The sequence below is a fragment of the Arthrobacter sp. BE255 genome (genome assembly GCF_031457335.1).
Lineage (GTDB): Bacteria > Actinomycetota > Actinomycetes > Actinomycetales > Micrococcaceae > Arthrobacter.
On sequence record NZ_JAVDWK010000001.1, the window covers coordinates 360,401 to 386,465 of the forward strand.

Genomic DNA, 26,065 nt, shown 5'->3' on the forward strand with positions numbered 1-26,065 from the left:
CCGGACAGCAGCCCGACGTCCCGTCCGAGGCAGTCCGGGCTCCGGCGCTGGTGGTGGGCGGCGGGATCTCCGGCCTACTGGCCGCCCGGGAACTGGCAGCGGCCGGCCGCGCCGTCACTGTCCTGGAAGCCACGGACCGCTGGGGCGGGTGCGTGGGCAGCCACGTCGTGGCGGGACTCCTGCTCGACAGCGGTGCCGAGTCCTTCGCCACGCGTTCCACCGCCGTGGCCGACCTCGCCGGCGAACTTGGGCTAGCCGGAAAAATCGTCGCGCCCCGCCCGGGTGGGGCGTGGGTGCAACTGCCCGACGGGCCGCGGGAACTCCCCAAGACCGGTGTCCTGGGCATCCCCGCCAGCCCCTGGGACCCGGAGGTCCGGCGCTCGCTCGGCTTCCTGGGCTCGCTGCGCGCCTCGCTGGACAGGTTCCTGCCGGCGTCCGTCGGCGCCTCGGCCAAGGTAACGAGCGTGTCCTCGCTGGTGCGTGCCCGGATGGGCCGCCGCGTCCTTGACCGCCTGGTCGCCCCGGTTGTGGGCGGTGTGCACTCCGCCGACCCGGGCCTGCTTGACGTTGATATGGTGGCGCCCGGACTGCGTGCTGGGCTTCGCCGGCACGGTTCACTCGCGGCTGCCGTGTCCGCGCAGCGGCGCGGCCCTGGCCCCGCGGCGTCCGGCCCCGGACCGTCTGAAGTGCCGGGCTCCGGGCCTCAGCCCGTTGCCAAGGCGGGTTCCGCTGTTGCCGGACTGGAGGGTGGCATGCACACCCTCGTCACGGCGCTGCTGTCGGACCTCCGGGCCCGCGGCGTGGCGCTGGTGCACAACGCCCGCGCGGACAGCGCCGCCAGGACGCCGGACGGCTGGAGGGTCACCGCAGGGCCAACCGCTTACGACGCCGGACTCCTGGTGGTGGCACTCGACGGTCCGGCCGCCGTCGGGCTTCTGGAAACAGCGGTCCCCGGCCTGGCCGGCAAACAGCCTGACGGCGGTCCCGATGTCCGGCTTGTCAGCCTGGTGGTGGACGTCCCCGAACTGGATCGGCGGCCGCGGGGGACGGGCATCCTGGTGGCGCCGCAGACCGCGGGCATTGAAGCCAAGGCACTGACGCATGCGACGGCGAAATGGGACTGGCTGGCGGCCGCTGCAGGCCCAGGAACCCACGTCCTGCGGTTGTCCTATGGGCGCATCGACGGATCGGCAGCCGGAGGAGGCGGTCCCGCAACCGACAACGACCTCCTGGCCTCGTCCCTGCGTGACGCGTCAGCCCTGCTCGATGTGCCCATCCGGCAGGAGGACATCATCGGCTGGGACGTTGTCCGGTGGCAGGGGGCGCTGCCGTTCGCCGCTGTCGGACACAAGGCACGCGTTGCGGACATCAGGCAGATCTGTGCGCAGCAGGAAGGCCTCGCGGTCGTCGGAGGCTGGGTTGCTGGCAACGGGCTGGCTGCTGTCGTGGCAGATACCAGGGAACAGATTCGAAGCTTCCTGAGCTGACCATCGCCCCAGTTCAGCCCGTTGCCAGCCCGCCTGCACGGCCAGTCAAGTGCTCTTGCTGACTTTCAATTGACCCGCCACGGTGGCTAGGGTGGATGACTATGGTTAGCTACAGGTCCGAATTTTCACGTTCCCGGACCGGTATCCATGGGGGATTCCGAATGGGCAGCGCAGCTGCCGCAATCGGGGCGGTACTGGTCCTCACTGCGGGTGTTCCCGCGTCCCAGGCAGACGGGGGTTCCGGCGCTGACGAGCCCGAGGTGCAGGTCAGCGGCAGCGCGCAGTTGCCGCTGGTCGGGGGACTCCTGAACGGCGTCCTCGGCTCCGCCACTGCCTCACCCAAGCCCACTCCGGTCCCCGAAGCGACCACCGTTTCCCCGTCGCCGGTCCCCGCGCCCACCACGGCTTCGCCGTCGCCCAGCACCAGCGCTTCGGCAACGGGTACTGCAGCGCCCGTGCCCGCCCCTTCTCCTCAGGGCGGGACCGCCGGGACACTCCCGCAGCCTGCGGCCGGCCAGCCGGACCCGGCGTCCACGGCAGCAGGGGCCGCGCCAGGGGTGGCCGGTAGCGAAGCGGGCACTCCAGCCGCCGACCAGCCTGCCGCCGAGGACAATGCGGCAGCATCCGCCACGTCAGAGCCAACCGGCAGCGCGCCGGGCCCGACGGCCACAACGCGCACCGGGGTTCCCCAGGCAGTCGGCGGCGCCGCCGAAAGCCGCCACGAGATGACTGCCCAGACGGAACCGACGGCCGAGACCGCCAAGGTGTGGCTCGGCGTCGGGCTTGTCGGGTCAGCGGGGGCAGCCGGACTGGTCTTCACCCGGATCCGCCGGTTCTAGTGCCGGCAGCAGCCCCGGCGCGCCATGCCCGTTGCGCCTGATGTGACATTCAACACTTCTACGGCTTGTAGAACTCTTCGGTTTCGACTTGGCGAAGGGGAAGGGGCAAACTGGTAACCATGAGCCACACTTCTGCCGAATCTGTCACTAAAACCGAAGAATCAGCCGAGCAGTTTTTTACCCTCTGGACTGTCTTCAAGCGGTCAGCGGACGTCCTGCGCAGCGCTGACGCTGCCGAGGACTTCGATGCGCTGCTGTCCCGCCTGGGCGAGGCCGGGGTGACCCACCGCGGAAACTACGATGTTTCCGCCATGCGCGCCGACGCCGACGTGATGGTGTGGCTCCATGGCCCCAGGCCCGAAGAGCTGCAGCGGGCGATCCGCGATATCCGGCGCAGCAAGCTTTTCGCCGGAACGGAGATTGTCTGGTCCGCCATGGGTGTGCACCGTGAGGCTGAATTCGCCAAAAACCACACGCCTGCCTACTCGCGCGGCGTTGCGCCGGCAGAGTGGCTGTGCGTTTACCCGTTCGTGCGCTCCTACGAGTGGTACATCCTGCCCGAGGCCGAGCGCGGCAAGATGCTGCGCGATCACGGCATGCTGGGCCGCGACTTCCCGCAGGTCATCTCCAACACGGTGTCTTCCTTCGCCCTGGGTGACTGGGAATGGATCCTGGGCCTGGAAGCGCCGGAGCTGGTCGACCTCGTGGACCTGATGCGGCACCTGCGCGCCACTGAAGCACGCAACCACGTCCGCGAAGAGATCCCGTTCTACACCGGACGCCGGATCAGTGCGGCGGAGATCGCAGAGGTCCTCGCATGAACCCGTCGGATCCCCAGCCGGGCTCCACGCTGACCGCGGTCAACCCCGTCACCGAGGCCGGACGGATGGCGCCCAAGGACTACGACGCCGTGCTGCTCGCCTCCTTCGGCGGGCCCGAGGGCCAGGACGACGTCCTCCCGTTCCTGCGCAACGTCACCCGCGGCCGCGGCATCCCGGACGAGCGGCTCGAAGAGGTCTCCCACCACTACCGGGCCAACGGCGGCATCAGCCCCATCAACCAGCAGAACCGCGAGCTCAAGGCTGCGCTGGAAGCCGAGCTCGCCGCCCGCGGCATCGGGCTGCCGGTGCTGTGGGGCAACCGCAACTGGGACCCTTACATCCCGCAGACGCTGCAGGACGCGTACGACGCCGGCCACCGCAAGCTGCTGATGATCACCACAAGTGCCTACTCCTGTTACTCCAGCTGCCGCCAGTACCGCGAGGACATCGGCATGGCACTGACCGAGACCGGCCTGGACGGCCGGCTCGAGGTGGACAAGGTGCGCCAGTACTTCGACCACCCGGGCTTCGTCGAGCCCTTTGTTGAAGGGACCGCCGCCGGCCTGGCCGACGTCCGCGCCCAGCTCGCTGCGGCCGGCACCCCCGACGCACCCGTGCACATCCTGTTCGCCACGCACTCCATTCCCACCCGCGACGCCGACGCAGCAGGACGGTCCGACGCCGAGCCGCGCGACTTCGAAGAAGGCTCCGCGTACGTGGCACAGCACCTCGCCACCGGCGCCGCCGTGATCAGCCGCGTTGAAGCCGAATCGGGCCTCACCGCACCCTGGTCCCTCGTCTACCAGTCACGTTCGGGTGCCCCGCACGTCCCGTGGCTGGAACCGGACATCAACGACGCCATCGAGGAACTGGCCGGCCAGGGCATCAAGGGCATCGTGATTGTTCCGCTGGGCTTCGTCAGCGACCACATGGAGGTCGTCTGGGACCTGGACACCGAAGCGCTGGAGACCTGCCGCAACCTGGGCCTGGCCGCCACCCGGGTGCCCACACCCGGCACGCACCGCATGTTCGTCAACGGGCTCGTGGACCTCATCTCCGAGCGGACCCGCGCCAACAACATCGCCGACCGTCCTGCCGTGACCGGCCTCGGGCCCTGGTACGACGTCTGCCGGCCCGGCTGCTGCGCCAACTTCCGCGGCGAAAAGCCCACCATCGCCGGCTCGGACACCACGGTTGGAACCGGGCACGACCCGTACCCTGACGCGACCGCAGTGCCGGCCGGGGGAGAAGGCGCCCAGTGACCGTCCGGATCGGAACCAGGGCCAGCAAGCTCGCCCTGACCCAGACGCAGCAGACCGCGGACCAGCTTGCCGCCGTCGGCGGATTTCCCGTGGAACTGGTGCACATCAGGACCGACGGCGATGTCCTTACCGGCTCGTTGTCCCAGATGGGCGGCACCGGCGTTTTTGTTGTTGCCCTCCGCGAAGCACTCCTGCGCAACGAGTGCGACGTCGCTGTGCATTCGCTGAAGGACCTGCCCACCGGCGCGGCCGTTGGGCTGACGCTGGCGGCAACCCCCCGCCGCGTTGACGTCCGCGACGTCCTCTGCGCCCGCGACGGCCTGAAACTGGCCGACCTGCCGCAGGGCGCCACCGTCGGCACCGGCTCACCGCGGCGCGCTGCCCAGCTCCGCGCCGCACGGCCGGACCTGCAGATCCTGGACATCCGCGGCAACGTGGACACCCGCCTTGGCCGCGTGCCGGGGCTGCCGGGCAACGTGACGGACCAGGTGGTGCCGGGCAAGTCCTGCGACCTCGACGCCGTGGTCCTCGCCGCCGCCGGCCTCGAGCGGATCAGCAGGCTCGACGCCGTCACCGAGTTCCTCGAAACCGACGTGATGCTCCCTGCAGCCGGGCAGGGGTCGCTGGCGATCGAATGCCGCACCGCCGACGCTCCCCGCAAGGCCGGATCAACGGAAGGCTCCCAAGGCGTCCTGGCCCAGGCCCTGGCAGCACTCGACGATCCTGACACGAGGCTCGCCGTGACCGCCGAACGGGCCCTGCTGGCCAGGCTTGAGGCCGGCTGCGCAGCCCCCGTGGGCGCCTACGCCTACCGCAAGGGCAGCATGCTGCACCTTGAAGCCGTGGTCTGTGCCGTGGACGGAACAGCATCCGTCCGTGACAAACGCGCCACCGACGGGCTGACCGAGGTCGGGGCCACGCTCCTGGGCATCGAACTGGCCGAGGTCCTCCTTGCCGGCGGCGCCGCCGACATCGCAGACCTTCAGGCATCCTGACCGGGTCCGTGGACACGCGCCCCGGGGCGTCCTGACATGGCGGGCCAGGACAACAGCTTCCAGCAGGACACGCGGCCGCTCGCACGAACGCGTGTCCTGATCACGCGCAGTCCGGAGCGGTCGCTGTCCCTTATCTCAGCGCTGGAGCAGGCCGGTGCGCAGGCACTGCTGCTGCCGCTGATCGATTTTGAGCGGGCCGCGGACCAGCACTCCCTCGACGTGGCCTGCGATGCCCTGGCGGCCGGGGCGTTCGACTGGCTGGTGGTCAGCAGCGCCACCACCGTCCACGTCCTGAGCGACAAGGCGGCCGAGCGTGGCCAGGCCCTGGGCGACTGGCTGCCCGCCACGACCCGGGTGGCCGCCATCGGCCAGGCTTCGAGGGGGATGCTCGAATCCGCGGGAGTTCCCGTGGCGCTCACGCCCGGGACCGCTCAGTCGGCTGCCGGGCTTCTTGACGCCTGGCCTGCAGGCGGGGGCCGGGTGCTCCTGCCGCAGGCCGACATCGCCGCACCGCTGCTGGCGGAAGGGCTGACGGCGTCCGGGGCCTCCGTCACTGTCGTCACCGCCTACCGGACTGTCGACTTTCCGGCCGATGCGGAGCGCAGGCTCGCCGTCGAACCGCTGGCTGCCGGCCCGGGGAAAAACAGCACCGTTTCACCCGTGGCTGTGCCGCCGTCGTACGCGCTGCTGACCGCGGAAGGCGCCCGGGCCGAGATCGACGCCGGCCGGCTGCACGCCGTCGTGGCCGCATCACCCAGCGCCGTACGGCGCATCAGCGCCCTGCTGACCCCCTTGGCAGACTGCAGGCTCGTCGCGATCGGACGTTCGACGGCGGACGAGGCCGCCGCGCTCAGCCTTGACGTAGCTGCGGTCGCGGCTGAGCCCACCCCCGCCGGGCTCGTGGCCGCGGTGCGTGAAGCCCTGGATTCCCCGACCCCACCCGGACCACCCGTGAAGGACACACCATGAGTTTCCCCAACCAACGTCCCCGCCGCCTGCGCACCACCCCGGCGATGCGCAGGCTCACGGCCGAAACGCGGCTGGCCCCGGCCGAGCTCATCCTGCCGGCCTTCATCCGGGAAGGGCTCACCGAGCCCAACCCCATCACCTCGATGCCGGGCGTCCTCCAGCACACCACCGACACGCTCAAGCGCGCCGCCGCCGAGGCCGTTGAACTGGGCATCGGCGGGATCATGCTCTTTGGCATCCCGGCGGTCCGGGACGCTGAAGGAACGGCGTCCCTGGATCCGGACGGCGTGCTCAACAAGGCCATCCGCGACGTCCGCGCCGAAGTGGGCGATGACCTGGTCATCATGAGCGACGTTTGCCTGGACGAGTTCACCGACCACGGGCACTGCGGCGTGCTCGACGCCTACGGGTACGTGGACAACGACCGCACCGTGGAGATCTACGCCAGGATGGCCGTGGCCCAGGCCGACGCCGGCGCCCACATGCTGGGCCCGTCCGGCATGATGGACGGCCAGATCGCCGCCATCCGCAAAGCCCTGGACGAAGCCGGTCACGCCACCACCTCGGTGGTTGCCTATGCCGCCAAGTACGCCTCGGCCTTCTACGGCCCGTTCCGCGAAGCCGTGGACTCCCAGCTGAAAGGCGACCGGCGGACCTACCAGATGGACGCCGGAAACCGACGCGAAGCCATCCGTGAAGTGGAACTGGACCTCGCCGAAGGTGCTGACATCGTGATGGTGAAGCCGGCCATGAGCTACCTGGACATCGTGGCGGATGTCGCCGCCATGAGCCCGGTCCCCGTTGCCGCCTACCAGATCTCCGGTGAGTACGCGATGATCGAGGCGGCGGCAGCCAACGGCTGGATCGACCGCCGCGCCGCCATCACCGAGTCCGTACTGGGCATCCGCCGCGCCGGTGCCGACATGGTGCTGACGTACTGGGCGGCCGAGCTCGCCGGCTGGCTGAGGGAATCCCGATGACCCCGCAGCCGGCTTCGGAGCCTGCGGCCTCCGCAGGGCCCACTGCGCCGGTAGCCGCGGACCGAATCCTGCTGGGCCTGAACACCTTCGGCGACGTCGGTGAGAACCCGGACGGAAGCCCGCAGCCGCACGCCCAGGTGCTCCGCCAGCTGCTCGAACAGGCGGAACTGGCCGACGCCGTCGGACTCCACGCGTTTGGCGTGGGGGAGCACCACCGCAAGGACTTCGCAGTCTCCGCCCCGGAGGTTTTCCTCGCCGCCGCCGCGGCCCGCACCCGGCAGATCCGGCTCGGCTCGGCCGTCACCGTGCTGAGCTCGGATGATCCCATCAGGGTGTTCCAGCGCTTCGCCACCGTGGACGCCCTCTCCAACGGCCGGGCGGAAGTCATGCTCGGCCGTGGATCCTTTGTTGAGTCATTCCCGCTGTTCGGGCTGGACCTGGCCGACTACGAGGTCCTGTTCGAAGAGAAGCTCGAGCTGTTCGACAAGGTCCGGTCGCAGAAGCCCGTGCACTGGGAAGGCCGCACCCGGCCCGCGCTGCACGGCCTGAGCGTCTACCCGCCGCTGGAACACCACCTGCTGCCCGCCTGGATCGGCGTGGGCGGGACCACGGAATCGGTCCTCCGCTGCGCGCAGTACGGGTACCCCATCATCTTTGCCATCATCGGCGGGCAGCCGCGTGCCTTCGGGCCGCTGGCAGACCTCTACCGGGAAGCCATGTCCCAGTACGGGCATCCCATGCAGCAGGTCGCAACCCATTCGCCCGGGCACGTGGCCGCCACCGATGAACAGGCCCGCGAGGAGTTCTTCCCGCACTGGCTCAAGCTGCGGAACAGGATCGGCGCCGAACGCGGCTGGGGACCGGCCGGGCGGCCGGAGTTCGATGCCCTCTGCGCCCCGGATGGCGCCCTTTATGTCGGTTCCCCGGATACCGTGGCCCGGAAGATCGCCCGGCTCAAGGCGGACCTGGGCGTGGACCGTTTTGACCTCAAATACAGCAGCGGCCCGTTGCCGCACGCGGCCATGATGCGCTCCATCGAGCTGATGGGCACGGCGGTGGCGCCCAAGGTGTCTGAACTGCTCGGTAACTGACGTTCCGGCCAACTGAAAGAATAGGAACCATGACTTCCAGCAACCCTCGCAACGAGGAACTCTTCGACCGCGCCCGCCGGCTGATGCCCGGCGGCGTGAACTCTCCTGTCCGGGCCTTCGGCTCCGTGGGTGGAACGCCCCGTTTTATGGTGTCCGCCAAGGGACCGTACCTCACGGATGCCGACGGGAAGGAATACGTCGACCTGGTCTGCTCCTGGGGCCCTGCCCTGCTGGGCCACGCCCATCCCGCCGTCCTGGAAGCCGTCCACGCGGCCGTGGACCGTGGCCTGTCGTTCGGCGCGTCCACGCCCGATGAGGCAAACCTGGCAGCCATCGTGCAGGAACGCGTCCCGGCCGCGGAGCGCGTCCGGATGGTGTCCACCGGCACCGAGGCCACGATGACGGCCGTCCGGCTGGCCCGCGGATTCACCGGACGCAACCTGATCATCAAGTTCGCGGGCTGCTACCACGGCCATCTGGACGGGCTCCTGGCCGCAGCCGGTTCCGGCGTCGCCACCCTGGCCCTGCCCGGCTCGGCCGGTGTCACGGAAGCCACTGCCGCCGAAACGCTTGTCCTGCCGTACAACGACCTCGCTGCAGTCGAAGCCGCCTTCGCCGCCCACGGCGCCAACATCGCGGCCGTCATCACCGAAGCCGCGCCGGCCAACATGGGCGTAGTAACCCCCGCCGAGGGGTTCAACCTCGGACTGTCCCGCATCACCAGCGAACACGGCGCACTGCTGATCGTTGATGAGGTGCTGACAGGATTCCGCACGGGCTACTCCGGCTATTGGGGCCTCACCGGCGGCGCGCCCGACGCAGCGGACCCGTGGACCCCGGACCTGCTCACCTTTGGAAAGGTGATCGGCGGCGGAATGCCGACGGCGGCCCTCGGCGGGCGTGCCGACGTCATGGACTACCTCGCGCCCCTTGGCCCGGTCTACCAGGCCGGCACGCTGTCCGGGAACCCCGTGGCCATGGCCGCCGGCGTGGCCACGCTGACCCACGCGACGCGGGACGTCTACTCATTCATCGATGCCCGGTCGCTGGAACTCTCGTCGGCGCTGTCCGCGGCGCTGGACTCAGCCGGTGTGGACCACTCCATCCAGTTCGCCGGAAACCTGTTCTCGGTTGCGTTCGGAACATCTTCCAACGGCGTCCACAACTACGCGGATGCCCAGGCCCAGGAAACCTTCCGGTATGCGCCGTTCTTCCACTCGATGCTGGAAGCCGGGGTTTACCTGCCGCCGTCCGTTTTCGAGGCCTGGTTCCTGTCCGCCGCCCACGACGACGCCGCCATGAACCGGATTTTCGACGCCCTCCCGGCAGCAGCGAAGGCGGCAGCCGCAGCGCAAGCCTAGCGGCGGCGTCGTTCCTAAACGGGAAATCCCCGCCTCCCGGACGAATCCCCTCTGAATGCAGGGGGGAAATGTCCGGGAGGCGGGGATTTTCTGTTGGCGCTAGAGGACGTCCGAAAGGAAGCCCTTCAGCCGGTCCGTGGCCGGCGAAGTGAAGATCTGCTCGGGCGGACCCGACTCCACCACCACGCCGGCGTCCATAAACGTCACGGTGTCCGAGACGTTGCGGGAGAACCCCATTTCGTGGGTCACCACCACCATGGTCATGCCGCCCTTGGCAAGGTCCGCCATCAGCGACAGGACACCCTTGACGAGCTCGGGGTCCAGGGCCGACGTTGCCTCGTCGAAGAACATCACTTCAGGCTTCATCGCCAGCGCACGGGCGATTGCCACACGCTGCTGCTGGCCGCCGGAAAGGTTGGCCGGACGGGCATCAGCCTTGTGCTTCAGGCCCACCAGGTCCAGCTGCTCCAGGGCCTCGGCGTGTGCCTGGTCCTTCGGCAGCTTCCGGAGCTTGCGCAGTGCCAGCGAGATGTTTTCCGCCACCGTCTTGTGTGGGAACAGATTGAACTGCTGGAACACCATGCCGATCCGCCGGCGCAGCTCGTCAGGGTTGTCTTTCAGGACAGAACGTCCATCCAGCAGGATGTCGCCCTGGTCCGGCTCGATGAGGCGGTTCATCACGCGCAGCAGCGTCGACTTACCTGAGCCTGAAGGGCCGATCACGGAAGCCGTGGTGCCCTTCTCGACGTGCAGGTCGATGCCCCGCAGGACGTGGTTGCTGCCAAAGGACAAGTGGATGTTCTTCGCCGTCAGCGTTCCGGATGCGAATTCACTCATGCCTGTGCTCCCTTTCCGACGACAGCTGCGGCCTCGTCCGGTTCTTTCTTTTCCGGCCGGCCAGAACGAAGCCGGGCGTCAATCCAGTTCACGAAATGCGTGAGCGGGATGGTCAGCACCAGGTAGAAGATCGCCGCGGCTACATAAGGTGAGAGGTTGCCGCTGGTTGCAGCAGCGTCCTTGCCGATCTGGAAGATCTCGCGCTCCGTGGCCAGCAGGCCCAGGAGGAAGACGAGCGAGGATTCCTTGATCAGTGCGATGAACTGGTTGACCAGCGCGGGCAGGACCCGGCGGATGCCCTGGGGAACAACTACCAGGCGCATGGAAGGGCCGTAGCCGAAGCCCAGGGCACGGGATGCCTCGAGTTGTCCCTTGTCCACGCTCTGGATCCCCGAGCGGAAGATTTCGCCAATGTAGGCACCCGACATCAGGGACAGCGCGGCGATGGCCATGGGGTAGGGACTTGTGGAGCCGGTCAGCTCACGGATGATGGGGCCGAACCCGAATCCGATGACCAGGATGGTCAGAACCGGCGGGAGCCCGCGGAGAATGTCCGTGTAGATGCGGGCAATCCAGCGGGCGGCGGCGTTCCGGGAGATCCCCATCAGGGCCAGGGCCATCCCGAGCACTGTGCCGATGATGCCTGAAATGACCGCGAGGACGAGCGTGTTCGGCAGGCCGACGGCGAACATTTTGGGAATGACCTGGCCCATAGCCTCCCAATCAAGGAAGGTGTCAGAGAGCTGCTTGAGGATATCCATGGAACGCCGGGTTACTTTGCGGGGATCTGGACGGCCTTGCTGCCCGGCTTCCAACCCTGCGGGGTCTGCTCCGCCGCGGTGGTGCGGTCGGTGTACCACTCCGACGTGAGCTTGGTCCAGGTGCCGTCAGCAATAACGGCGTCCAGGCCTGCGTTCAGGGCATCGAGCAGGGGCTGGTTGTCCTTGTTCACGGCGTATGCGGTGAAGTTCTGCGTGTTGACAACCTTCTCGGCGATCTTCGTGTTGTCGCCTTCCTTCACCTGGCCGGAGGCCTGCTGTGACGGTGCGACCCAGGCGTCGATCTGACCGTTTTTCACATTGCCGTAGACAGTGTTGTAGTCAGGAAAACGGACGGGCTCGAGCTTCAAGGTGTTGGTGACGTAGTCATCCTGGACGGTCCCCTGGACGACGCCGATGCGGACGCCCTCCTTGAGGTCGGCAAAGCCGGTGACCTTGGCGTCGTTCTTGGTCACGACAGCCATGTAGCCAAAGTCGTAGCCGTTGGTGAAGCCGACGGTCTTGCGGCGGGCGTCGGTGGTCGAGATCGAGGAGGATCCGACGTCGAACTGCTTGTTCGAGACCTGGGAGAGCAGGGCGGAGAAGTCGGTGGAGGCGAATTCGACCTTCAGCCCCAGCTTGTCACCGATGGCTCGCAGGAGTTCGTTGTCGTAGCCGGTGAACTTGCCGGAAGGATCGATGAAGATATTCGGCGGGGCATCGGACAGGGTGCCGACGCGCAGGGTGCCATCCGTGATCAGGCCCAGCTTGGACTTGTCGATCTTGTCGATCGGGGTGACCTCAGCGGTGGTGTACTTGTCCAGCGTCTGCTGATCGCTGCCGGCCAGGGCGTCCGTCGGCGTGCCGGTGGGCTGGGAAGCCCCGCCGCAGGCTGCGAGGGAGGCGGCCAGGGCAATAGCCACAGGAACGCTGGTCAGCCACTTCATGGCTTTCGATTTCATCAGGTAGTCACTTTCATCTGAGTCATAAGTTCATCCCGGCCGTAATGCTGCATACGTGGCGCCGGGGGCCTGCCACACCATGGGAACTGACGTTCAGGACAGGGGACCGCAAAACTTAATCATCTCACTAAGGCCTATTCCCGCGGATAGACGAAGAAGGTGGCAGCCAATTGGGGTGTAGGCCGAATATTGCTCGGCTCAGGCCATGGGGCCGCTCCGGCCCGGCCTGACGGCGTCCCTATTGCCGAATCGGCGCATGCTCAGGCCACGCGCGAGGGGCGGCCGAATAAGTGTGAGTTAGCTCGCAGCTAGAAGTCGCCGCGGCTTGCGTCTTCGGGCGGCAGGACCGGCCAGTCGCCTTCGATAACCGCAGCAGGCTTGGTCTTCCTCAGGTAGCCCTGGAAATCGGCCGCCTGGCTGACGGCCCAGTCCACCTGGAGCTGGTGAAGCTGGCTGGCCGGCATCCTGAGCTTGGGAAACTTGCCCGCCATCGCGTCCAGGACCCGTACCGTGGCAAGGGCGTCCGCAGCCGAGGTGTGGGCGTTGTCCAGGCTGACGCCGTATTCCTCGCACAGGGCAGTAAGCGTTCGCTTGCCCTTCCGGTACCGGTCCACCTGCTTGTTCATGATGTACGGATCCAACACCGGAAACCGGCTCAGCTGCTTCACGCCGTACCGCGCCGATTCCGCGGCCAGCACGGTGAAATCGTAGCTGGCGTTGAACGCAATCACGGGAACGCCGGCATCAAAGAGTTCCTGCAGGACGGCGGCAAGCTCCCGCGTCACCTCATGGGCGGGGCGGCCCTCACGCCTGGCCTGCTCGGTGGTGACGCCGTGGATATCGCTTGCTTCCGTGGGAATCTCGACACCAGGATCGGCCAGCCATTCATGTTCCGTGATGACATCCCCCTGATGGTCAACCACAGTCACCGACGCCGTGACAATACGGGCCGCGCGGGAGTTCCGGCCAGTGGTCTCGAGGTCGAACGCTGCGCGGGGGAGGGTGTTCCAAGTGGTCATGTTTCCACGCTACCGGGAGGCACCGACAGTCTCCGGCAGCACGGTCGGCGGGTCAGAATTCTTCCTTCCCGGAGTATCGGGAGGTGCGCCGACACCGGCTACGCTGGACCCATGCGGAAGGAGTATGTCGAGGCGGTGCTGTCCGTGGTGGAGCTGGTGCCCCCGGGTGCTGCCGTCGCCTATGGCGATGTCGCCGAACTCCTTGGAGCCGGCGGACCGCGGCAGGTCGGTTCGGTCATGAGCCACTACGGCAGTGATGTGCCGTGGTGGCGGATCCTCAAGGCCAGCGGGCAGGCGCCCGAAGGCCACGCCGCCGAAGCCCTGCGCCACTACCTGGACGAGGGCACGGCGCTCCTGGGCAGTCCTGAAGAATTCCTTCGCACGGGCGACGGCCGCTGGCGCGTGGACCTGGCTGCGGCCCGGTGGACGCCGACAGACGCTGAATTCGACCAGCTGGACGCAATTGCGGACCGGCTGGAGCGTGGGCTTCATAAATTGTCCGTGGCCGATGATGAAATGTCCGTGTGACGTTAACAAGCCTCCAGACGGACCTCCTGCCCGACCCCCCTCTCGACGACCTTGATGACGCGCATGCCTTGGCGGGCGACGCCGGTGCACGCGGCCGGCGTGCCAGCGGGACCGGCCTTCGGCTGCTGCCGCCCCGCCGCCTGCAGGACTCCGTCCCCGTGCTCTCAGCCGACCAGCGGGAGGCCGTGGAGGTCCCGCATGGTTCCGGACCGGTCCTGGTTCCAGGTGCGCCCGGGACCGGCAAGTCCACCGTCCTGATCGAAGCCGCCGTGCGCCGGGCCTTCCACGACGGCGTGGACCCGGAGCGGATCCTGATCCTTGCCCCGGGCCGGCTGGCGGCCGACTCGCTTCGGGACCGCTTCACGGCCAGGCTGGACAGGAGCCTGAGCACTACCCCGGCAAGGACCTGGGCCTCCTATGCCTTCGACCTGATCCGGCGGGCCAAGGCTGAAGGCATCCTGCCGCTTCCACGGCCGCCGCGCCTCCTTTCCGGACCCGAGCAGGACCTCATCATCAAGGAATTGCTCGAGGGCCATGCACTTCCCGGCCTGCAGCTGCCATGGCCCGCTGATCTGGGCGCCGCGCTGGAGACCAGGGGATTCCGGCACGAAGTCCGCCAGCTGTTCGACCGGATCATCGAATCGGGCCGGACGGCCGAAGACCTTGAAGACCTTGGCCGCCGCTGCGGCAGGGAGGACTGGATCGCCGCCGCAGCGCTCTATGCCGAATACAGGGACGTGTTGGACCTCCGCATGCCCGAGGCCTTCGACCCCGCGGGAATCATCACCGCTGCCCGGCAAATCTTCCAGGACGCGCCCGACTTCCTGGCCGCCGAACGGGAGCGTCTGCAGCTTCTCCTGGTGGATGACATCCAGGAAGCAAACCCTGCCGTTTTTGAACTCCTTGCCGACCTTGCGGCGGGCAAGGACTGCTACGTGACATCCTCTCCGGACACCGTCGTCCAGGGCTTCCGCGGCGCCAGGCCGGATCTCGTTGCCGAACTTCCACGGCTGCTTTCTGCCGGCGCAGCCGTCCTGGAACGGCCCCTGTGGCATACCCACCGCCACGCGCCCGCCGTCGCGGAGGCCTGGCTCGGGGTTGCCGGCCGGATCTCGCAGCGTGCCGGCGGCCAGCTGGCACGCCGCCTGGAGCAGCACGATCCCGAAACCGTCCCCGCACAGCATTGCGGCGCCGTCGAAGCCCACCTTGTACCTTCGCCGGTCCATGAACTGCGCTATGTTGCCCAGCGGATCCTGGACCAGCACATCAACCACAGCCGTGACCTCGCCGACATCGCCGTCATTGTCCGGAACGGTGGGCAGCTCAGCGAGCTCCAGCGCTACCTCTCCGGCCAGGGAATCCCCGTCCGCGTTCCGGTGGCCGAATCCGCGGTCCGCGATGAAGTTGCCGTCCGCCCGCTTCTGGACGCCTACGCGGTTGCCCTGGACCCGGCGCTACTGACGCCTGAGTCTGCTGTTGCCCTGCTCACATCGCGGATCGGCGGCGCGACGTCGATTGAGCTGCGCAGGCTCAGGCAGTCGCTTCGGCGTGAAGAACTTCTGGGCGGCGGCGGGCGGACCAGCGACGCCTTGCTGGTCGAGGCGCTGCTGGAGCCCGGTGCGCTGGCAACGTTGGGTTTGGAAGGCCGGGCGGCGCGGCGCACCGCCCGCATGATCCAGGCAGGACGCGCTGCTGCCGTCGAACCCGGAGCCAACGCTGAGTCCGTGCTCTGGGCCTTGTGGCACTCCACGGGGCTGGCGAACGCCTGGACAGAAACTGCGCTGGCCGGAGGTCCCCACGGCGCCCGCGCCGACCGGGACCTCGATGCCATGATGGCCCTCTTCCACACCGCCGAGCGCTACGTGGACCAGATGCCCGGTGCCGGTCCTGAACAGTTCCTGGAGTACCTCCTGAACCAGGAACTCCCCATGGACACGCTGGCCGCCAGGGCCCAGGTGGACGACGCCGTCGAACTGATGACCCCTGCCAGCGCCGCCGGCAGGGAATGGCCCGTGGTGATCGTTTCGGGGCTCCAGGAAGGAGTGTGGCCCAACACCCGGCTCCGGGGCGAGCTGCTGGGCAGCACCCTGTATGCCGACGCCGTGGAGCACGGTGTGGAATACGCGCTGCAGCTTGATCCTCTGAGCCGCCTGCGGGACATCCGCTATGACGAACTCAGAAGCTTCTCCACCGCAGTCTCCAGAGCACGGGACCTGCTGATCTGCACTGCAGTCTCCTCCGAGGATGACCAGCCCTCCTCGTTCCTGGACTACGTGGCACCGCTGGGGCCCGGCCAGGAAGGCCGCGGCTTCACCCCCGTGGAGCGGCCCATGACCCTCCGCGCCCTCGTGGCGGAACTCAGGCAGTACGCCCAACTGGACGGCAGATACGCCCCTGAGGCCGCGGAAGCCGTCAGCGTCCTGACACACTTGGCCGATGCCGAGCCCCCCGTGCCCGGTGCCCATCCGGGCAGCTGGTGGGGCTTGCCTGCGCTGACCACCACGGACGCTGTGGTGCCTCCCGGTGGAACGGTCTATGTTTCGCCGTCAAAGGTCGAAGCCGTCCAGAAATCGCCCCTGGACTGGTTTGTGCAGGCAGCGGGCGGCGAGGCCGCCACCGACTTCGCCCGAAGCCTGGGCACCCTGGTCCACGCCATCGCGCAGGACCTGCCGGAGGCCTCAGGCGGAGAATACGTCGCGGAACTGGTCAGGCGTTGGCCGGCCCTCGGTATGAAGGACAACTGGGAAGGCAGGCTCGATTTCCAGCGCGCCGAAGCCATGGTCCGCAAACTCGCTCAGTACGTATTGGTGATGCGGAGCGAAGGCCGCAGCCTGGTGGGGGTGGAGCAGGATTTTGCTGTCCAGCTTCCGGACCTCACTCCCGCGGCAGGCACGGACGGCGCCGGACTGGAGATCCCCGTCCGCTCGGCTGTCCTTCGCGGCCAGGTTGACCGGCTTGAGATCGATTCCGAAGGCAGGCTGGTGGTCGTGGACCTGAAGACCGGGAAAAGGCAGCCCGGCAAGACCGAGCTTTCCCGGCATCCCCAGCTTGGCGCCTATCAGGCCGCCGTCCTGGCGGGCGGCTTCGGGGACGCCCCCGGCCGGCCCGCAGAGGCCACCCCTGGCGGGGCCGTGCTCGCCCAGCTGGGCACGGGAACCAAAGGCCCGGGCGTCCAGCAGCAGGACTCCCTCGATCCGCAGGACAACTGGGCCTTGGAGATGGTGAACGGCGCGGCGGCCCTCATGGCAGGAAGCGTCTTCGAGGCCAGGCACGACCCCGCGAAGGGCGGCCACGGCGGTCACGGCTGCAGGCTTCCCGAAGTTTGCCCCCTCTGTGTCCGTGGAAAGCAGGTAACAGAATGACCGAGCCAGGACTCCCCGAGCCCCGGTTTACCCCCGAACAGCTGTCCGGGCTGCTGGGGGAGAAGAACCTGCCCACGGCCGAGCAGTCCGCCATCATCTCCTCGCCCCTGACGCCCAGGCTGGTTATTGCCGGCGCCGGATCGGGCAAAACAGCCACGATGGCCGACCGTGTGGTGTGGCTGGTCGCCAACGGGTGGGTCAGACCCGAGGAAGTCCTCGGCGTCACGTTCACGAGGAAGGCCGCCGGCGAGCTCGCCACCCGGATCAGGGCCAAACTGGCGGTGCTGCAGCGCATGGCGGCGCAGGACACGGCGCACACAGTGTTCCCCGAAGGCCTCCTCAGCAGCGACGCCCTCGAACCGAAGGTCTCCACGTACCACTCCTTCGCCAGCGGCATCGTGTCCGACTACGGGCTGAGGCTGGGCGTTGAACGCGACGTCGTGCTGCTGGGCGGCGCCCAGGCCTGGCAGCTCGCCAGCGAGGTGGTGGAGGCATTCGACGGCGAGTACGGCCACTTCAGCGCGGCGAAGTCCACACTGGTGAAGGCGGTCATCCAGCTTGCCGGGGAATGCGCGGAACACCTCCAGGAACCTGTGGATGTCGAATCCTGGCTGATGGCGCGGATCGCAGAGTTTGAGGCCCTGCCCTATGTGGCTGACGGCAAGAAGAATCCCACCCAGGCAGCAGCGGAACTCGCCGCCATGCTGAGGACCAGGGCCAGCGTCGCGGACATGGTGGGCCGCTATTCAGCGGCGAAACGCGCCCGCGGAGCCCTCGATTTCGGTGACCTGGTGGCACTGGCCGCCCGGGTGGCGCAGGAGGTCCCGCTTGCTGCTGAGATGGAACGCCAACGCTACAAAGTGGTGCTCCTGGACGAATTCCAGGACACCTCCTACGCCCAGCTGGTCCTCTTTTCGCGCCTCTTCGGCGGCGGCCATGCTGTCACCGCGGTGGGAGACCCCAACCAGTCCATCTATGGTTTCCGCGGGGCGTCCGCGGGGCAGCTGTTCCACTTCGTCCGGGAATTCCCCGTCCGGACTCCCGGCCCGCAGGCGGGGGAGAAGTTCAGCCCTGCCCCCACTTCCTACCTGACCACTGCGTGGCGTAACGGCCGGTCCATCCTTGAGGCCGCCAACGTGATGTCAGAATCACTGGGCAGGGCGGCCGCGCACCGCGAACCGGCCGGCGCCCACGGGGAACCTGCCACGAACGTGCCGCCGCTCCAGCCGAGCCCCTACGCGTCGGACGGACGCGTGGTGCTTGGCAGGTTCGGAACCGACGTCGAGGAAGCCTCGGCACTGGCCGAAGACATACTGAAATACCGGGTCACTGACTTTGAGCGCAAAGCTGACGGCACCCCGGTGCCGCCTGCGCTCGCGGTCCTGTGCCGCCGTCGTGCCCAAATGGAAACCATCAGCCGCCAGCTGGACGCGCGGGGGATTCCCTACGAGATCGTGGGCCTCGGAGGCCTGCTGGACACCCCCGAAATCATCGACCTTGTTTCCACCCTGAGGGTGCTGGCCGATCCGGGGCGGTCCGATTCCCTGATGCGCCTGCTTGCCGGCGCCCGGTGGCGCATCGGCCCGGCGGACCTGATGGCCTTCCGTGACTGGTCCAGCCAGTTGGCCCGCAGGCGCGGGCAGGCTGCCGCCGGGAATGACCCGGAACCCGGGACCGGGGACGCCGCACGGCCCGACGACGCGCCCGTGGTTGAGAGCGACCTCACGGACGGCTCCAGCCTGGTGGAGGCCCTGGACTGGCTCCCGCGCGAAGGCTGGACGTCGTCCCACGGGCGATCCCTGAGCGCGGAAGCAGGGGAGCGGCTCCGCCGGCTGTCCGTCGAGCTCAGGCAGCTCCGCGGCTATCTCGGCGACGACCTGACCACGCTCCTTGGCGAAGTGGAACGCGCCATGCTGCTGGACATAGAGGTGGCCGCGCGCCCTGGTGTCAGCATCCACCAGGCCCGCCGCAACCTTGATGCCTTCCAGGATGCCGCTGCCGGCTTCCTGAGGACATCCCAGCGGGTGGACATCCTGGCTTTCCTGGCGTGGCTGGAGGCTGCTGCGGCTGAGGAAAACGGCCTCGACGCGCCTGCTCCGGATGTAAACCGCGAAGCCGTGCAGCTCCTGACGGTCCATGCATCCAAGGGACTGGAATGGGACGTGGTTTTTGTGCCGGGCCTGAACGCCGGCGCGTTCCCCAGCAGCCGTGATTCACGGTGGAGCAGCGGGGCTGCGGCATTGCCCTGGCCGCTGAGGGGTGACCGGGCGGACCTGCCCCAGTGGGACACCGACCAGCCCGACCAGAAGGGCTGGCTTGATGCGGAGAAGGAATTCAAGTCCGCAGTGCAGGCCCACGGCGAGTCGGAGGAACGGCGCCTGGCCTACGTTGCCTACACGCGTGCCAAGCATGTGCTGTGGGTGTCAAGTGCGGCCTGGGTGGGTTCGCGGGCAGGCCGGGCGGAGATGTCCCCGTTCCTGGCCGAACTCGAGCCCCTGGCAGCCCGGCCCGCGGCCGGAGCGGACGGCAACGCTGCCCTTGTCCACCCTGCCTCGGTGGACGAAGCTTCCCTTCCGGAGAAGAGTCCGCTGACCCTGGAGACGGAGGTGGCCGAGTGGCCCTACGACCCCCTGGAAGGGCCAGTGGATCCCCGGACAGGCCAGCGCCTTCGACTCTTCCCGGGCCGGCGCGCGGCAATGGAAAGGGCCGCCGCGCAGGTGCTGGCCACGCTTGACCAAAGGACCAGCAACGGAGTTCCAGGCAATGGAGCCGTTCCTGCCGGTGACGAAATCCGTGCCGGCGGACCTGACCCCGCCGGCACTTACAACGACGGCCGCGGGCTTCGCGGTCCTGCGGCACGGTGGGCTGAGGAGGCCTCCCTGCTGCTGGAACGGCGCTCCACCAGGGCTCGCGGCCAGGACGTCCACCTGCCCGGCCACATCTCGGCGTCCACCCTGGTTGATCTGGGCGAGGACCCGGCAGCTGTGCTGGCACGCCTTCGGAGGCCCGTTCCCCGGGAACCGGGCATGTCTGCCCGGAAGGGAACCGCCTTCCATTCCTGGGTGGAGGAATACTTCGGAGCCGCCGGAATGCTCGACCTCGGCGAAGCGCCGGGAGCGGACGGTCACATCGATGCCGCGTACGACCTCGAGGACATGGTCGCTACGTTCCGGGCGTCGGAGTGGGCCCACCGCTCCCCGGCGTTCATTGAGGTTCCGGTAGAGACCCGGGTGGGTGACGTGGTGGTCCGCGGACGGATCGACGCGGTTTTCCGTGATGCCGACGGCCGCTGGGACCTGGTGGACTGGAAAACGGGCCGCCGCCCCGAGGCCCGCCGGCTGAAGGCCAGGGCGGTGCAGCTTGCCGCGTACCGCCTTGCCTGGGCCCGGCTCAAAGGCATTGCCGTGGAGGACGTGCGGGCAGCGTTCTTCTATGTGGCTGACAACCAGGTGGTCCGTCCGCACGACCTCGCTTCGGCCGCAGAGCTGGAGGAGTTGGTGTCGGAGTCCTACTCGGTCAGTTCTTGACGTCGATGATGGTGATGGCGGCGGTGGAGGTGTCGTCAGCCGATGGAACATCCGACGGCGGGTCAGCCCCGGCGGGCCCGCCTTCCGGCGCAGGTTCGTCGACCGGGATCGGCGTCACCTGGACTGCAGGCAGGACGGGCGCCGGAATCGGGACTACTGTCACGGGCTGGACAACCAGGGGCGTCACGCCGGCAATTCCCGAGTCACCGGCCGCGGAGCCCTGTTCGCTGCCAGGAGCCGCCGCACTGTGCCCCGCGCCGCCGTCGTCCGCCTGTTGCCCTGCCGAGGCGGTGCCGGCAGGAGCCGCCGCGGGAGGCAGCGGTTCAACGCTGATGGCCTGCCCGCCGTGCTCGGCGATGTCGCTGGCAAGGGTTTCCAGCATGCCCTCCGCCTCGGTGGTCATCCCGTCATCGCCGGCTGCAATGCCTTTGACGAGGTACTGCGCCAGGGCGAATTCGGCGGACAGGGCGGCCCTGCGGAGCAGATGCTTGTCCGGTGCGTCCCGGCGGCTTTCCGTGTAGCTGCTCAGGACAGTGTCCACAAAGTCCTGCTCGTTGGAGGCCACCAGCCAGGCGAAGTCGTCGGCGGGGTCACCGATCCGCAGGTCCGTCCAACCGGTCACGGCTGTCACGCGGTGGCCGTCGACCAGCAGGTTGTCTTCGTGCAGGTCGCCGTGGACCACGCAGGGGTTGAACCGCCACAGTGACACGTCTTCGAGCGCGTGCTCCCAGCGGCGAAGGAGGGACGGCGGAATTTTGCCGGTAGTAGCGGCCTGGTCCAGCTCGTTCAGGCGGCGCTGACGGAATTCGTTCGGTGTGTAGCTGGGGAGGTCGGCGTTGCTGACCAGCGCATGGGGCAGATCGTGGATCGCTGCCAGGGCCACACCGATTTCACGGGCGAGCTGGTCCGGGCCGGCGGTCAGTTCCTCGACGCTGCGGGTGGTTCCCGCCAGATGGGAGTACACGAACGTGCTGAGCGCGCCCAGGCGGACACTGCCGGCCACCGTGGGCATCAGGAAGGGCAACTCGGCCCTGATGCCGGGAGCGAACGCGCGCAGGACCAGGAATTCCGTCTCCAGCCGGGCGCTGGCTTCGGCGTGCCGGGGCGATCGGACCCTCCAGCGCTTTCCTTCCGAATCGAGGAGCAGCGCGCTGTCGAAGTCGGCGGCATCATCCGGGGCGGAGCTGACTGCGGTGGGGGTCAGCCCGGGGACTGCCGCGGTTGCAACGGCTGCCAGTTCGATCGGTTTTCTTCTCACCGTTCCACGGTAGATTGACTGGCGGCCAAGACAACGGTGCGGCGGCGGCGAGTCTCCAGATATGCGGCAAATCTCGGCCTGTCGCCACGGCACCCCGTGCTTGGACGCCCAAAATGTCAATTGTCGGTCCGAGTCAGTACGGTGGACACATGAGTCATGCGGAGTCCGCAACACCGGCCTACCGGACGCAGGCAGTCCAGCTGCCGGCCAACCACTTGTTCGATACCGTGCTTCCCGTGCGTCCCGCGCTGGTGGACCGCGGCTCTGCCGTCCGCACACGCCCGGGCATGGTGGACGAACTGCTGGGACGCGACGCCACCGTTGCAGTGGTCCTGTCGGGGCGGCAGGCCCTCGTGACCGGAAACAGCCTTTTCCTGACCGGCGCTGCACGTTTTGTCGAAAGCCTCCAGGGCGTTGGAACCACTCCCGAGCAGGTGATCTACCTCGGGACCGCACTGGAGGGTTCAGACCTCCCCGCGGGCACGGAGCTCCTCCTTCTGGTGCTGCCGGATGCCCTAAAACCGGGCACGGCGGGCATACCCGGTGACGCCATCTGGACGGGCTTCCGGGACATCGCCGGGGTCCTTAACCCCACGGACACCGCGCTGTTCGTCGAGGCAAGCGCCATCACCAACTGGCACGCCGGGCACACGCACTGTCCCCGGTGCGGCGCTCCCACAATTGTGGAGTCCGGGGGATGGGTGCGCCGCTGCCCGCAGGACAACTCCGAACACTATCCGCGCACGGATCCGGCAATCATCGTCACCGTGGTGGGCCCGGACGGCAGGCTGCTGCTCGGCGGCGGAGGACCAGTCGACGCCAGGAACTATTCCACCCTCGCAGGGTTCGTTGAACCGGGGGAATCACTTGAGCAGGCCGTGGTCAGGGAAATCCATGAGGAAGTCGGCGTCCGTGTTTCCGGGTGCCAGTACCTGGGTTCGCAGCCCTGGCCGTTCCCTGCCTCCCTTATGCTTGGATTTACGGCCATCACCGCGGACACCGAGGCAACGCCCGACGGCGTGGAAGTCACCAGGGCGCGCTGGTTCAGCCGGGAGGAACTCCAGGAGGCAGTGCTCACCGGGGAGATCACCATCTCCAGCCGGCTGTCCATTGCCCGCTCGTTGATTGAGCACTGGTACGGCGGACGAATCCTGGACCGCACCGACACCTGAACCTCAGGCATCATCACCGACCAGACTCCAGCACCAGGTAGTCGAGACAACAGAGCAGCAGAGTGACTACAGAGAATTTTGACAGTGCAGTGTCCCTGGAGGACCGCATTCTTGGCGGCCTGGACGCCGAACAGCGGGAAGTTGCGAGCACCCTGAACGGCCCGCTGTGCGTGCTGGCCGGCGCCGGCACCGGCAAAACACGTGCCATCACGCACCGGATCGCCTATGGCGTGCATTCGGGGGTCTACAGCCCGCAACGGCTCCTCGCCGTGACCTTCACCGCCCGGGCCGCAGCGGAAATGCGCAGCAGGCTGCGTGACCTCGGCGTGGGCAACGTCCAGGCCCGCACATTCCACGCTGCCGCCCTGCGCCAGCTCCAGTTTTTCTGGCCCCAGGCCGTCGGCGGCACCCTGCCCAACCTCCTGGACCACAAGGCCCAGATGATTGCCGAGGCAGCCCGCCGCCTGCGGCTCAGCACGGACCGGGCCTCCATCCGGGACCTTGCCTCGGAAATCGAGTGGGCAAAGGTCTCCATGCTGACCCCGGCCAACTACCTGGAAAATGCCCATGACCGGGGCACGCCCGGCGGCTTCGACCTCACCGCCGTGGCCCGGGTCTTCCAGTCGTACGAGGACGTCAAAACCGACCGCAACGTCATCGACTTCGAAGACGTCCTCCTGATCACAGTGGGCATCCTGCAGGAAGACCAGAAAGTGGCAGCCACGGTGCGCGAACAGTACCGCCACTTTGTGGTCGACGAATACCAGGACGTTTCCCCGCTGCAGCAACGGCTCCTTGAACTCTGGCTCGGCGGCCGCGACGAACTGTGCGTGGTGGGTGACGCCAGCCAGACCATCTATTCGTTCACCGGCGCGTCCCCGAAACACCTGCTGGGCTTCAAGGCCAGGTATCCCGAAGCCAACGTGGTGAAGCTGATACGGGATTACCGCTCCACTCCCCAGGTGGTCAAGCTTGCCAACGACCTCCTCGGCGGGCGCCGAAGCGGCGGACCCGTGGCGGACGCCGCGTGGGCGGCACCCCTGCAACTGGTGGCCCAGCGTCCGGCAGGACCGGTTCCCCAGTTCACGGAGTGTTCCGACGACGAGGCGGAAGCGGCCACCGTGGCGCTCAAGATCCAAGGACTGCTCGACGGCGGCACGCCGGCAAGCCAGGTAGCCGTCCTCTTCCGCACCAACGGCCAGTCCGAAGCCTACGAGCAAGCCCTGGCCGCCGCCGGCATTGGCTACCAGCTGCGCGGCGGTGAGCGGTTTTTCGCCCGCAAGGAAGTCCGGGACGCCATCCTTCAGCTCCGCGCCGCCACCCGGGCAGTGGCGGAGACTGCCACGCCGGAACCGCTCGGGCAGCTGGTCCGGGACATCGTGGCATCGCTGGGCTACACCGACTCACCGCCGCACAACGGAGGTGCCCTGCGGGAACGCTGGGAATCGCTTGCAGCACTGGTTGCCCTCGCCGACGAACTGGTCCAGGTACGCGGGGACCAGTTCAGCCTCGCGGACTTCGTCAATGAGCTTCAGGAACGATCCCTGGCGCAGCATGCCCCCACGGTCCAGGGCGTAACCCTCGCCTCGTTGCACGCGGCCAAGGGCCTCGAATGGGACGCAGTGTTCCTTGTGGGCCTCAGCGAAGGGCTGATGCCGATCTCCTTTGCCGATACCCCAGAGTCGGTGGACGAGGAGCGGCGGCTCCTGTACGTGGGGATCACCCGCGCCCGCGAGCACCTTTCACTGTCCTGGTCCACGGCCCGGACCCCCGGCGGCCGGGCAAACCGCAAGCCCTCACGCTTCCTTGACGGCCTGCGGCCGGACTCGGTGGCCAGCTCCACTGCCCGCGGCAAAGGACCGGCGCCCCGCCGCAAAGCTGCCAAACCTGCCACGTGCAGGGTCTGCGGCACCATGCTGGCCAGCGGCGCCGAACGCAAGGTGGGCCGCTGCAACGATTGCCCGCCCGGCTACGAGGAACAGACCTTCGACGCGCTCCGCACCTGGCGCAAGGAAGTTGCGCTTTCCGCCGAGGTCCCCGCCTTTGTGGTGTTCACCGACGCCACCCTGACCGCCATTGCCGAGGCCCGGCCGTCGTCGCTGGAGGAGCTCGCCACGCTCGCCGGAGTGGGGCCGTCCAAACTCGAACGCTACGGCGAGGACGTCCTCCGGGTCCTCGTCGAAAGCACTACGCTGTGACTCCCCGGGCCGAAGGGCGGACAGCGCCCCCGCTGACCACGGCCGACGGCGCCCCGGTGGAGGTGAGGCGGTCTGCCCGCCGCACACGGACAGTGGCGGCCTTCTGGGAGAACGGCACGGCGGTTGTGGCGATCCCGGCCCGGTTCACGGCGGCCCAGGAATCCGAGTGGGTGCACCGCATGCTGGAGAAGCTTCATCGCCAGGGCAGCCGCCGCGCGCAAAAACGCCGGCAGCAGCCGGCCACAGACGCCGGGCTCGCCGCCCACGCCGCAGACCTGTCCGCCCGCTACTTCGGCGGCAGGGCAGTGCCGACGTCGGTCCGCTGGGTCAGCAACCAGAACTCGCGGTGGGGGTCGGCGACACCGTCCGAAGGCACCATCCGGCTCTCCGACAAGCTCCGGCCCATGCCCCAGTGGGTCATCGACTACGTCCTGCTTCATGAGCTGGCCCACCTGCTGGTGGCCGGGCACAATGCCGCGTTCTGGAAGCTGCTGGAGGCGTATCCGGACACGGCGCGGGCCAAGGCATTCCTTGAGGGCGTCTCGTTCGCAACGTCCCGCGGCCTGGCCGCCGGTCCGGACACAACAAATGGCGGCGCTCCAGGCCAGCCCGCACTGTGGCCGGGAGACGCCGACTAGA

The 26,065-nt window shown here is 68.1% G+C and carries 20 protein-coding genes; 15 read left to right on the forward strand and 5 right to left on the reverse strand.

The features are described 5' to 3' along the window. The first annotated feature begins 47 nt into the window (after positions 1-47). The 9 genes from hemG (at position 48) to hemL (ending at position 9,805) form a co-directional block, all read left to right on the forward strand. Positions 48-1,487 carry a protoporphyrinogen oxidase gene (gene hemG / locus J2X42_RS01740; protein WP_310162144.1) on the forward strand — a complete coding sequence of 480 codons (1,440 nt, stop codon included), beginning with the start codon at positions 48-50 and terminating at the stop codon, positions 1,485-1,487. A gap of 161 nt (positions 1,488-1,648) precedes the next feature. Beyond that, a complete protein-coding gene (locus J2X42_RS01745; RefSeq protein WP_310161548.1) occupies positions 1,649-2,326 on the forward strand; it encodes a hypothetical protein in 678 nt (225 codons plus the stop codon). Positions 2,327-2,445: 119 nt separating this feature from the next. Next, entirely contained in the window at positions 2,446-3,147 is a 702-nt protein-coding gene (gene hemQ / locus J2X42_RS01750) for a hydrogen peroxide-dependent heme synthase (RefSeq protein WP_310161550.1), read from the forward strand. Next, complete coding sequence (locus J2X42_RS01755) at positions 3,144-4,409, forward strand: ferrochelatase (protein WP_310161551.1); 1,266 nt, start codon at positions 3,144-3,146, stop codon at positions 4,407-4,409. Before hemQ ends, J2X42_RS01755 begins: the two co-directional genes overlap by 4 nt. Continuing rightward, positions 4,406-5,404 (forward strand): hydroxymethylbilane synthase, encoded by a 999-nt coding sequence (hemC, locus tag J2X42_RS01760; protein WP_310161552.1) that lies wholly within the window; start codon positions 4,406-4,408, stop codon positions 5,402-5,404. The genes J2X42_RS01755 and hemC overlap by 4 nt, the downstream gene beginning before the upstream one ends. A 36-nt stretch (positions 5,405-5,440) precedes the next feature. Continuing rightward, positions 5,441-6,373 (forward strand): uroporphyrinogen-III synthase, encoded by a 933-nt coding sequence (locus tag J2X42_RS01765; RefSeq protein ID WP_310161554.1) that lies wholly within the window; start codon positions 5,441-5,443, stop codon positions 6,371-6,373. Continuing rightward, positions 6,370-7,353: a porphobilinogen synthase gene (gene hemB, locus J2X42_RS01770; RefSeq protein ID WP_310161555.1), complete on the forward strand. Its 984-nt coding sequence runs from the start codon at positions 6,370-6,372 to the stop codon at positions 7,351-7,353. The genes J2X42_RS01765 and hemB overlap by 4 nt, the downstream gene beginning before the upstream one ends. Then, positions 7,350-8,444 (forward strand): LLM class flavin-dependent oxidoreductase, encoded by a 1,095-nt coding sequence (locus tag J2X42_RS01775; protein WP_310161558.1) that lies wholly within the window; start codon positions 7,350-7,352, stop codon positions 8,442-8,444. Before hemB ends, J2X42_RS01775 begins: the two co-directional genes overlap by 4 nt. A gap of 29 nt (positions 8,445-8,473) precedes the next feature. Then, positions 8,474-9,805 (forward strand): glutamate-1-semialdehyde 2,1-aminomutase, encoded by a 1,332-nt coding sequence (hemL, locus tag J2X42_RS01780; RefSeq protein WP_310161560.1) that lies wholly within the window; start codon positions 8,474-8,476, stop codon positions 9,803-9,805. A gap of 99 nt (positions 9,806-9,904) precedes the next feature. Here the strand turns inward: hemL and J2X42_RS01785 are convergent, their stop codons facing one another. The 4 genes from J2X42_RS01785 to J2X42_RS01800 all read right to left on the reverse strand — a co-directional run bounded on the left by J2X42_RS01785 (position 9,905) and on the right by J2X42_RS01800 (position 13,381). Further along, positions 9,905-10,642, reverse strand: a complete 738-nt coding sequence (locus tag J2X42_RS01785) for an amino acid ABC transporter ATP-binding protein (protein ID WP_310161563.1) — start codon at positions 10,640-10,642, stop codon at positions 9,905-9,907. Beyond that, positions 10,639-11,403 carry an amino acid ABC transporter permease gene (locus tag J2X42_RS01790; protein WP_310161565.1) on the reverse strand — a complete coding sequence of 255 codons (765 nt, stop codon included), beginning with the start codon at positions 11,401-11,403 and terminating at the stop codon, positions 10,639-10,641. Before J2X42_RS01790 ends, J2X42_RS01785 begins: the two co-directional genes overlap by 4 nt. Positions 11,404-11,414: 11 nt before the next feature. Further along, the gene (locus J2X42_RS01795; protein ID WP_310161567.1) at positions 11,415-12,362 is read right to left on the reverse strand and encodes an ABC transporter substrate-binding protein; all 948 of its coding nucleotides are present in this window, start codon (positions 12,360-12,362) and stop codon (positions 11,415-11,417) included. A 308-nt stretch (positions 12,363-12,670) separates the two neighbouring features. Further along, on the reverse strand, positions 12,671-13,381 hold the full coding sequence (locus J2X42_RS01800; protein ID WP_310161569.1) for a 3'-5' exonuclease: 711 nt from the start codon (positions 13,379-13,381) through the stop codon (positions 12,671-12,673). A 111-nt stretch (positions 13,382-13,492) separates the two neighbouring features. Here J2X42_RS01800 and J2X42_RS01805 point away from each other — a divergent pair, with 111 nt between their 5' ends. From J2X42_RS01805 to J2X42_RS01815, 3 genes are all read left to right on the forward strand, one after another. After that, positions 13,493-13,909, forward strand: coding sequence for an MGMT family protein (locus J2X42_RS01805; RefSeq protein ID WP_310161572.1), 417 nt, complete (start codon positions 13,493-13,495; stop codon positions 13,907-13,909). A gap of 68 nt (positions 13,910-13,977) precedes the next feature. Beyond that, positions 13,978-17,271 carry an ATP-dependent DNA helicase gene (locus tag J2X42_RS01810; RefSeq protein ID WP_310162146.1) on the forward strand — a complete coding sequence of 1,098 codons (3,294 nt, stop codon included), beginning with the start codon at positions 13,978-13,980 and terminating at the stop codon, positions 17,269-17,271. Then, complete coding sequence (locus J2X42_RS01815; protein ID WP_310161575.1) at positions 17,268-20,798, forward strand: ATP-dependent DNA helicase; 3,531 nt, start codon at positions 17,268-17,270, stop codon at positions 20,796-20,798. The genes J2X42_RS01810 and J2X42_RS01815 overlap by 4 nt, the downstream gene beginning before the upstream one ends. On the opposite strand, the gene J2X42_RS01820 is transcribed toward J2X42_RS01815, so the two are convergent. After that, the gene (locus J2X42_RS01820; RefSeq protein WP_310161578.1) at positions 20,788-22,056 is read right to left on the reverse strand and encodes a phosphotransferase; all 1,269 of its coding nucleotides are present in this window, start codon (positions 22,054-22,056) and stop codon (positions 20,788-20,790) included. The genes J2X42_RS01815 and J2X42_RS01820 overlap by 11 nt on opposite strands. Before the next feature lie 149 nt (positions 22,057-22,205). Here J2X42_RS01820 and nudC point away from each other — a divergent pair, with 149 nt between their 5' ends. The 3 genes from nudC to J2X42_RS01835 all read left to right on the forward strand — a co-directional run bounded on the left by nudC (position 22,206) and on the right by J2X42_RS01835 (position 26,064). Further along, entirely contained in the window at positions 22,206-23,228 is a 1,023-nt protein-coding gene (nudC, locus tag J2X42_RS01825; protein WP_310161579.1) for an NAD(+) diphosphatase, read from the forward strand. Positions 23,229-23,290: 62 nt separating this feature from the next. Then, positions 23,291-25,426: an ATP-dependent DNA helicase UvrD2 gene (locus J2X42_RS01830; RefSeq protein ID WP_310161583.1), complete on the forward strand. Its 2,136-nt coding sequence runs from the start codon at positions 23,291-23,293 to the stop codon at positions 25,424-25,426. Beyond that, entirely contained in the window at positions 25,423-26,064 is a 642-nt protein-coding gene (locus J2X42_RS01835; RefSeq protein WP_310161586.1) for a YgjP-like metallopeptidase domain-containing protein, read from the forward strand. The genes J2X42_RS01830 and J2X42_RS01835 overlap by 4 nt, the downstream gene beginning before the upstream one ends. The last annotated feature ends 1 nt before the right edge of the window (position 26,065 follow it).

What these genes read in the sequence shown, in the direction of transcription:
- J2X42_RS01745 (WP_310161548.1), top strand. Translation starts at nt 1,649, where the DNA reads ATGGGCAGCGCAGCTGCCGCAATCGGGGCGGTACTGGTCCTCACTGCG.
- hemQ (WP_310161550.1), top strand. Translation starts at nt 2,446, where the DNA reads ATGAGCCACACTTCTGCCGAATCTGTCACTAAAACCGAAGAATCAGCC.
- J2X42_RS01755 (WP_310161551.1), top strand. Translation starts at nt 3,144, where the DNA reads ATGAACCCGTCGGATCCCCAGCCGGGCTCCACGCTGACCGCGGTCAAC.
- J2X42_RS01765 (WP_310161554.1), top strand. Translation starts at nt 5,441, where the DNA reads ATGGCGGGCCAGGACAACAGCTTCCAGCAGGACACGCGGCCGCTCGCA.
- hemB (WP_310161555.1), top strand. Translation starts at nt 6,370, where the DNA reads ATGAGTTTCCCCAACCAACGTCCCCGCCGCCTGCGCACCACCCCGGCG.
- J2X42_RS01775 (WP_310161558.1), top strand. Translation starts at nt 7,350, where the DNA reads ATGACCCCGCAGCCGGCTTCGGAGCCTGCGGCCTCCGCAGGGCCCACT.
- hemL (WP_310161560.1), top strand. Translation starts at nt 8,474, where the DNA reads ATGACTTCCAGCAACCCTCGCAACGAGGAACTCTTCGACCGCGCCCGC.
- J2X42_RS01785 (WP_310161563.1), bottom strand. Translation starts at nt 10,642, where the DNA reads ATGAGTGAATTCGCATCCGGAACGCTGACGGCGAAGAACATCCACTTG.
- J2X42_RS01790 (WP_310161565.1), bottom strand. Translation starts at nt 11,403, where the DNA reads ATGGATATCCTCAAGCAGCTCTCTGACACCTTCCTTGATTGGGAGGCT.
- J2X42_RS01795 (WP_310161567.1), bottom strand. Translation starts at nt 12,362, where the DNA reads ATGAAATCGAAAGCCATGAAGTGGCTGACCAGCGTTCCTGTGGCTATT.
- J2X42_RS01800 (WP_310161569.1), bottom strand. Translation starts at nt 13,381, where the DNA reads ATGACCACTTGGAACACCCTCCCCCGCGCAGCGTTCGACCTCGAGACC.
- J2X42_RS01805 (WP_310161572.1), top strand. Translation starts at nt 13,493, where the DNA reads ATGCGGAAGGAGTATGTCGAGGCGGTGCTGTCCGTGGTGGAGCTGGTG.
- J2X42_RS01815 (WP_310161575.1), top strand. Translation starts at nt 17,268, where the DNA reads ATGACCGAGCCAGGACTCCCCGAGCCCCGGTTTACCCCCGAACAGCTG.
- nudC (WP_310161579.1), top strand. Translation starts at nt 22,206, where the DNA reads ATGAGTCATGCGGAGTCCGCAACACCGGCCTACCGGACGCAGGCAGTC.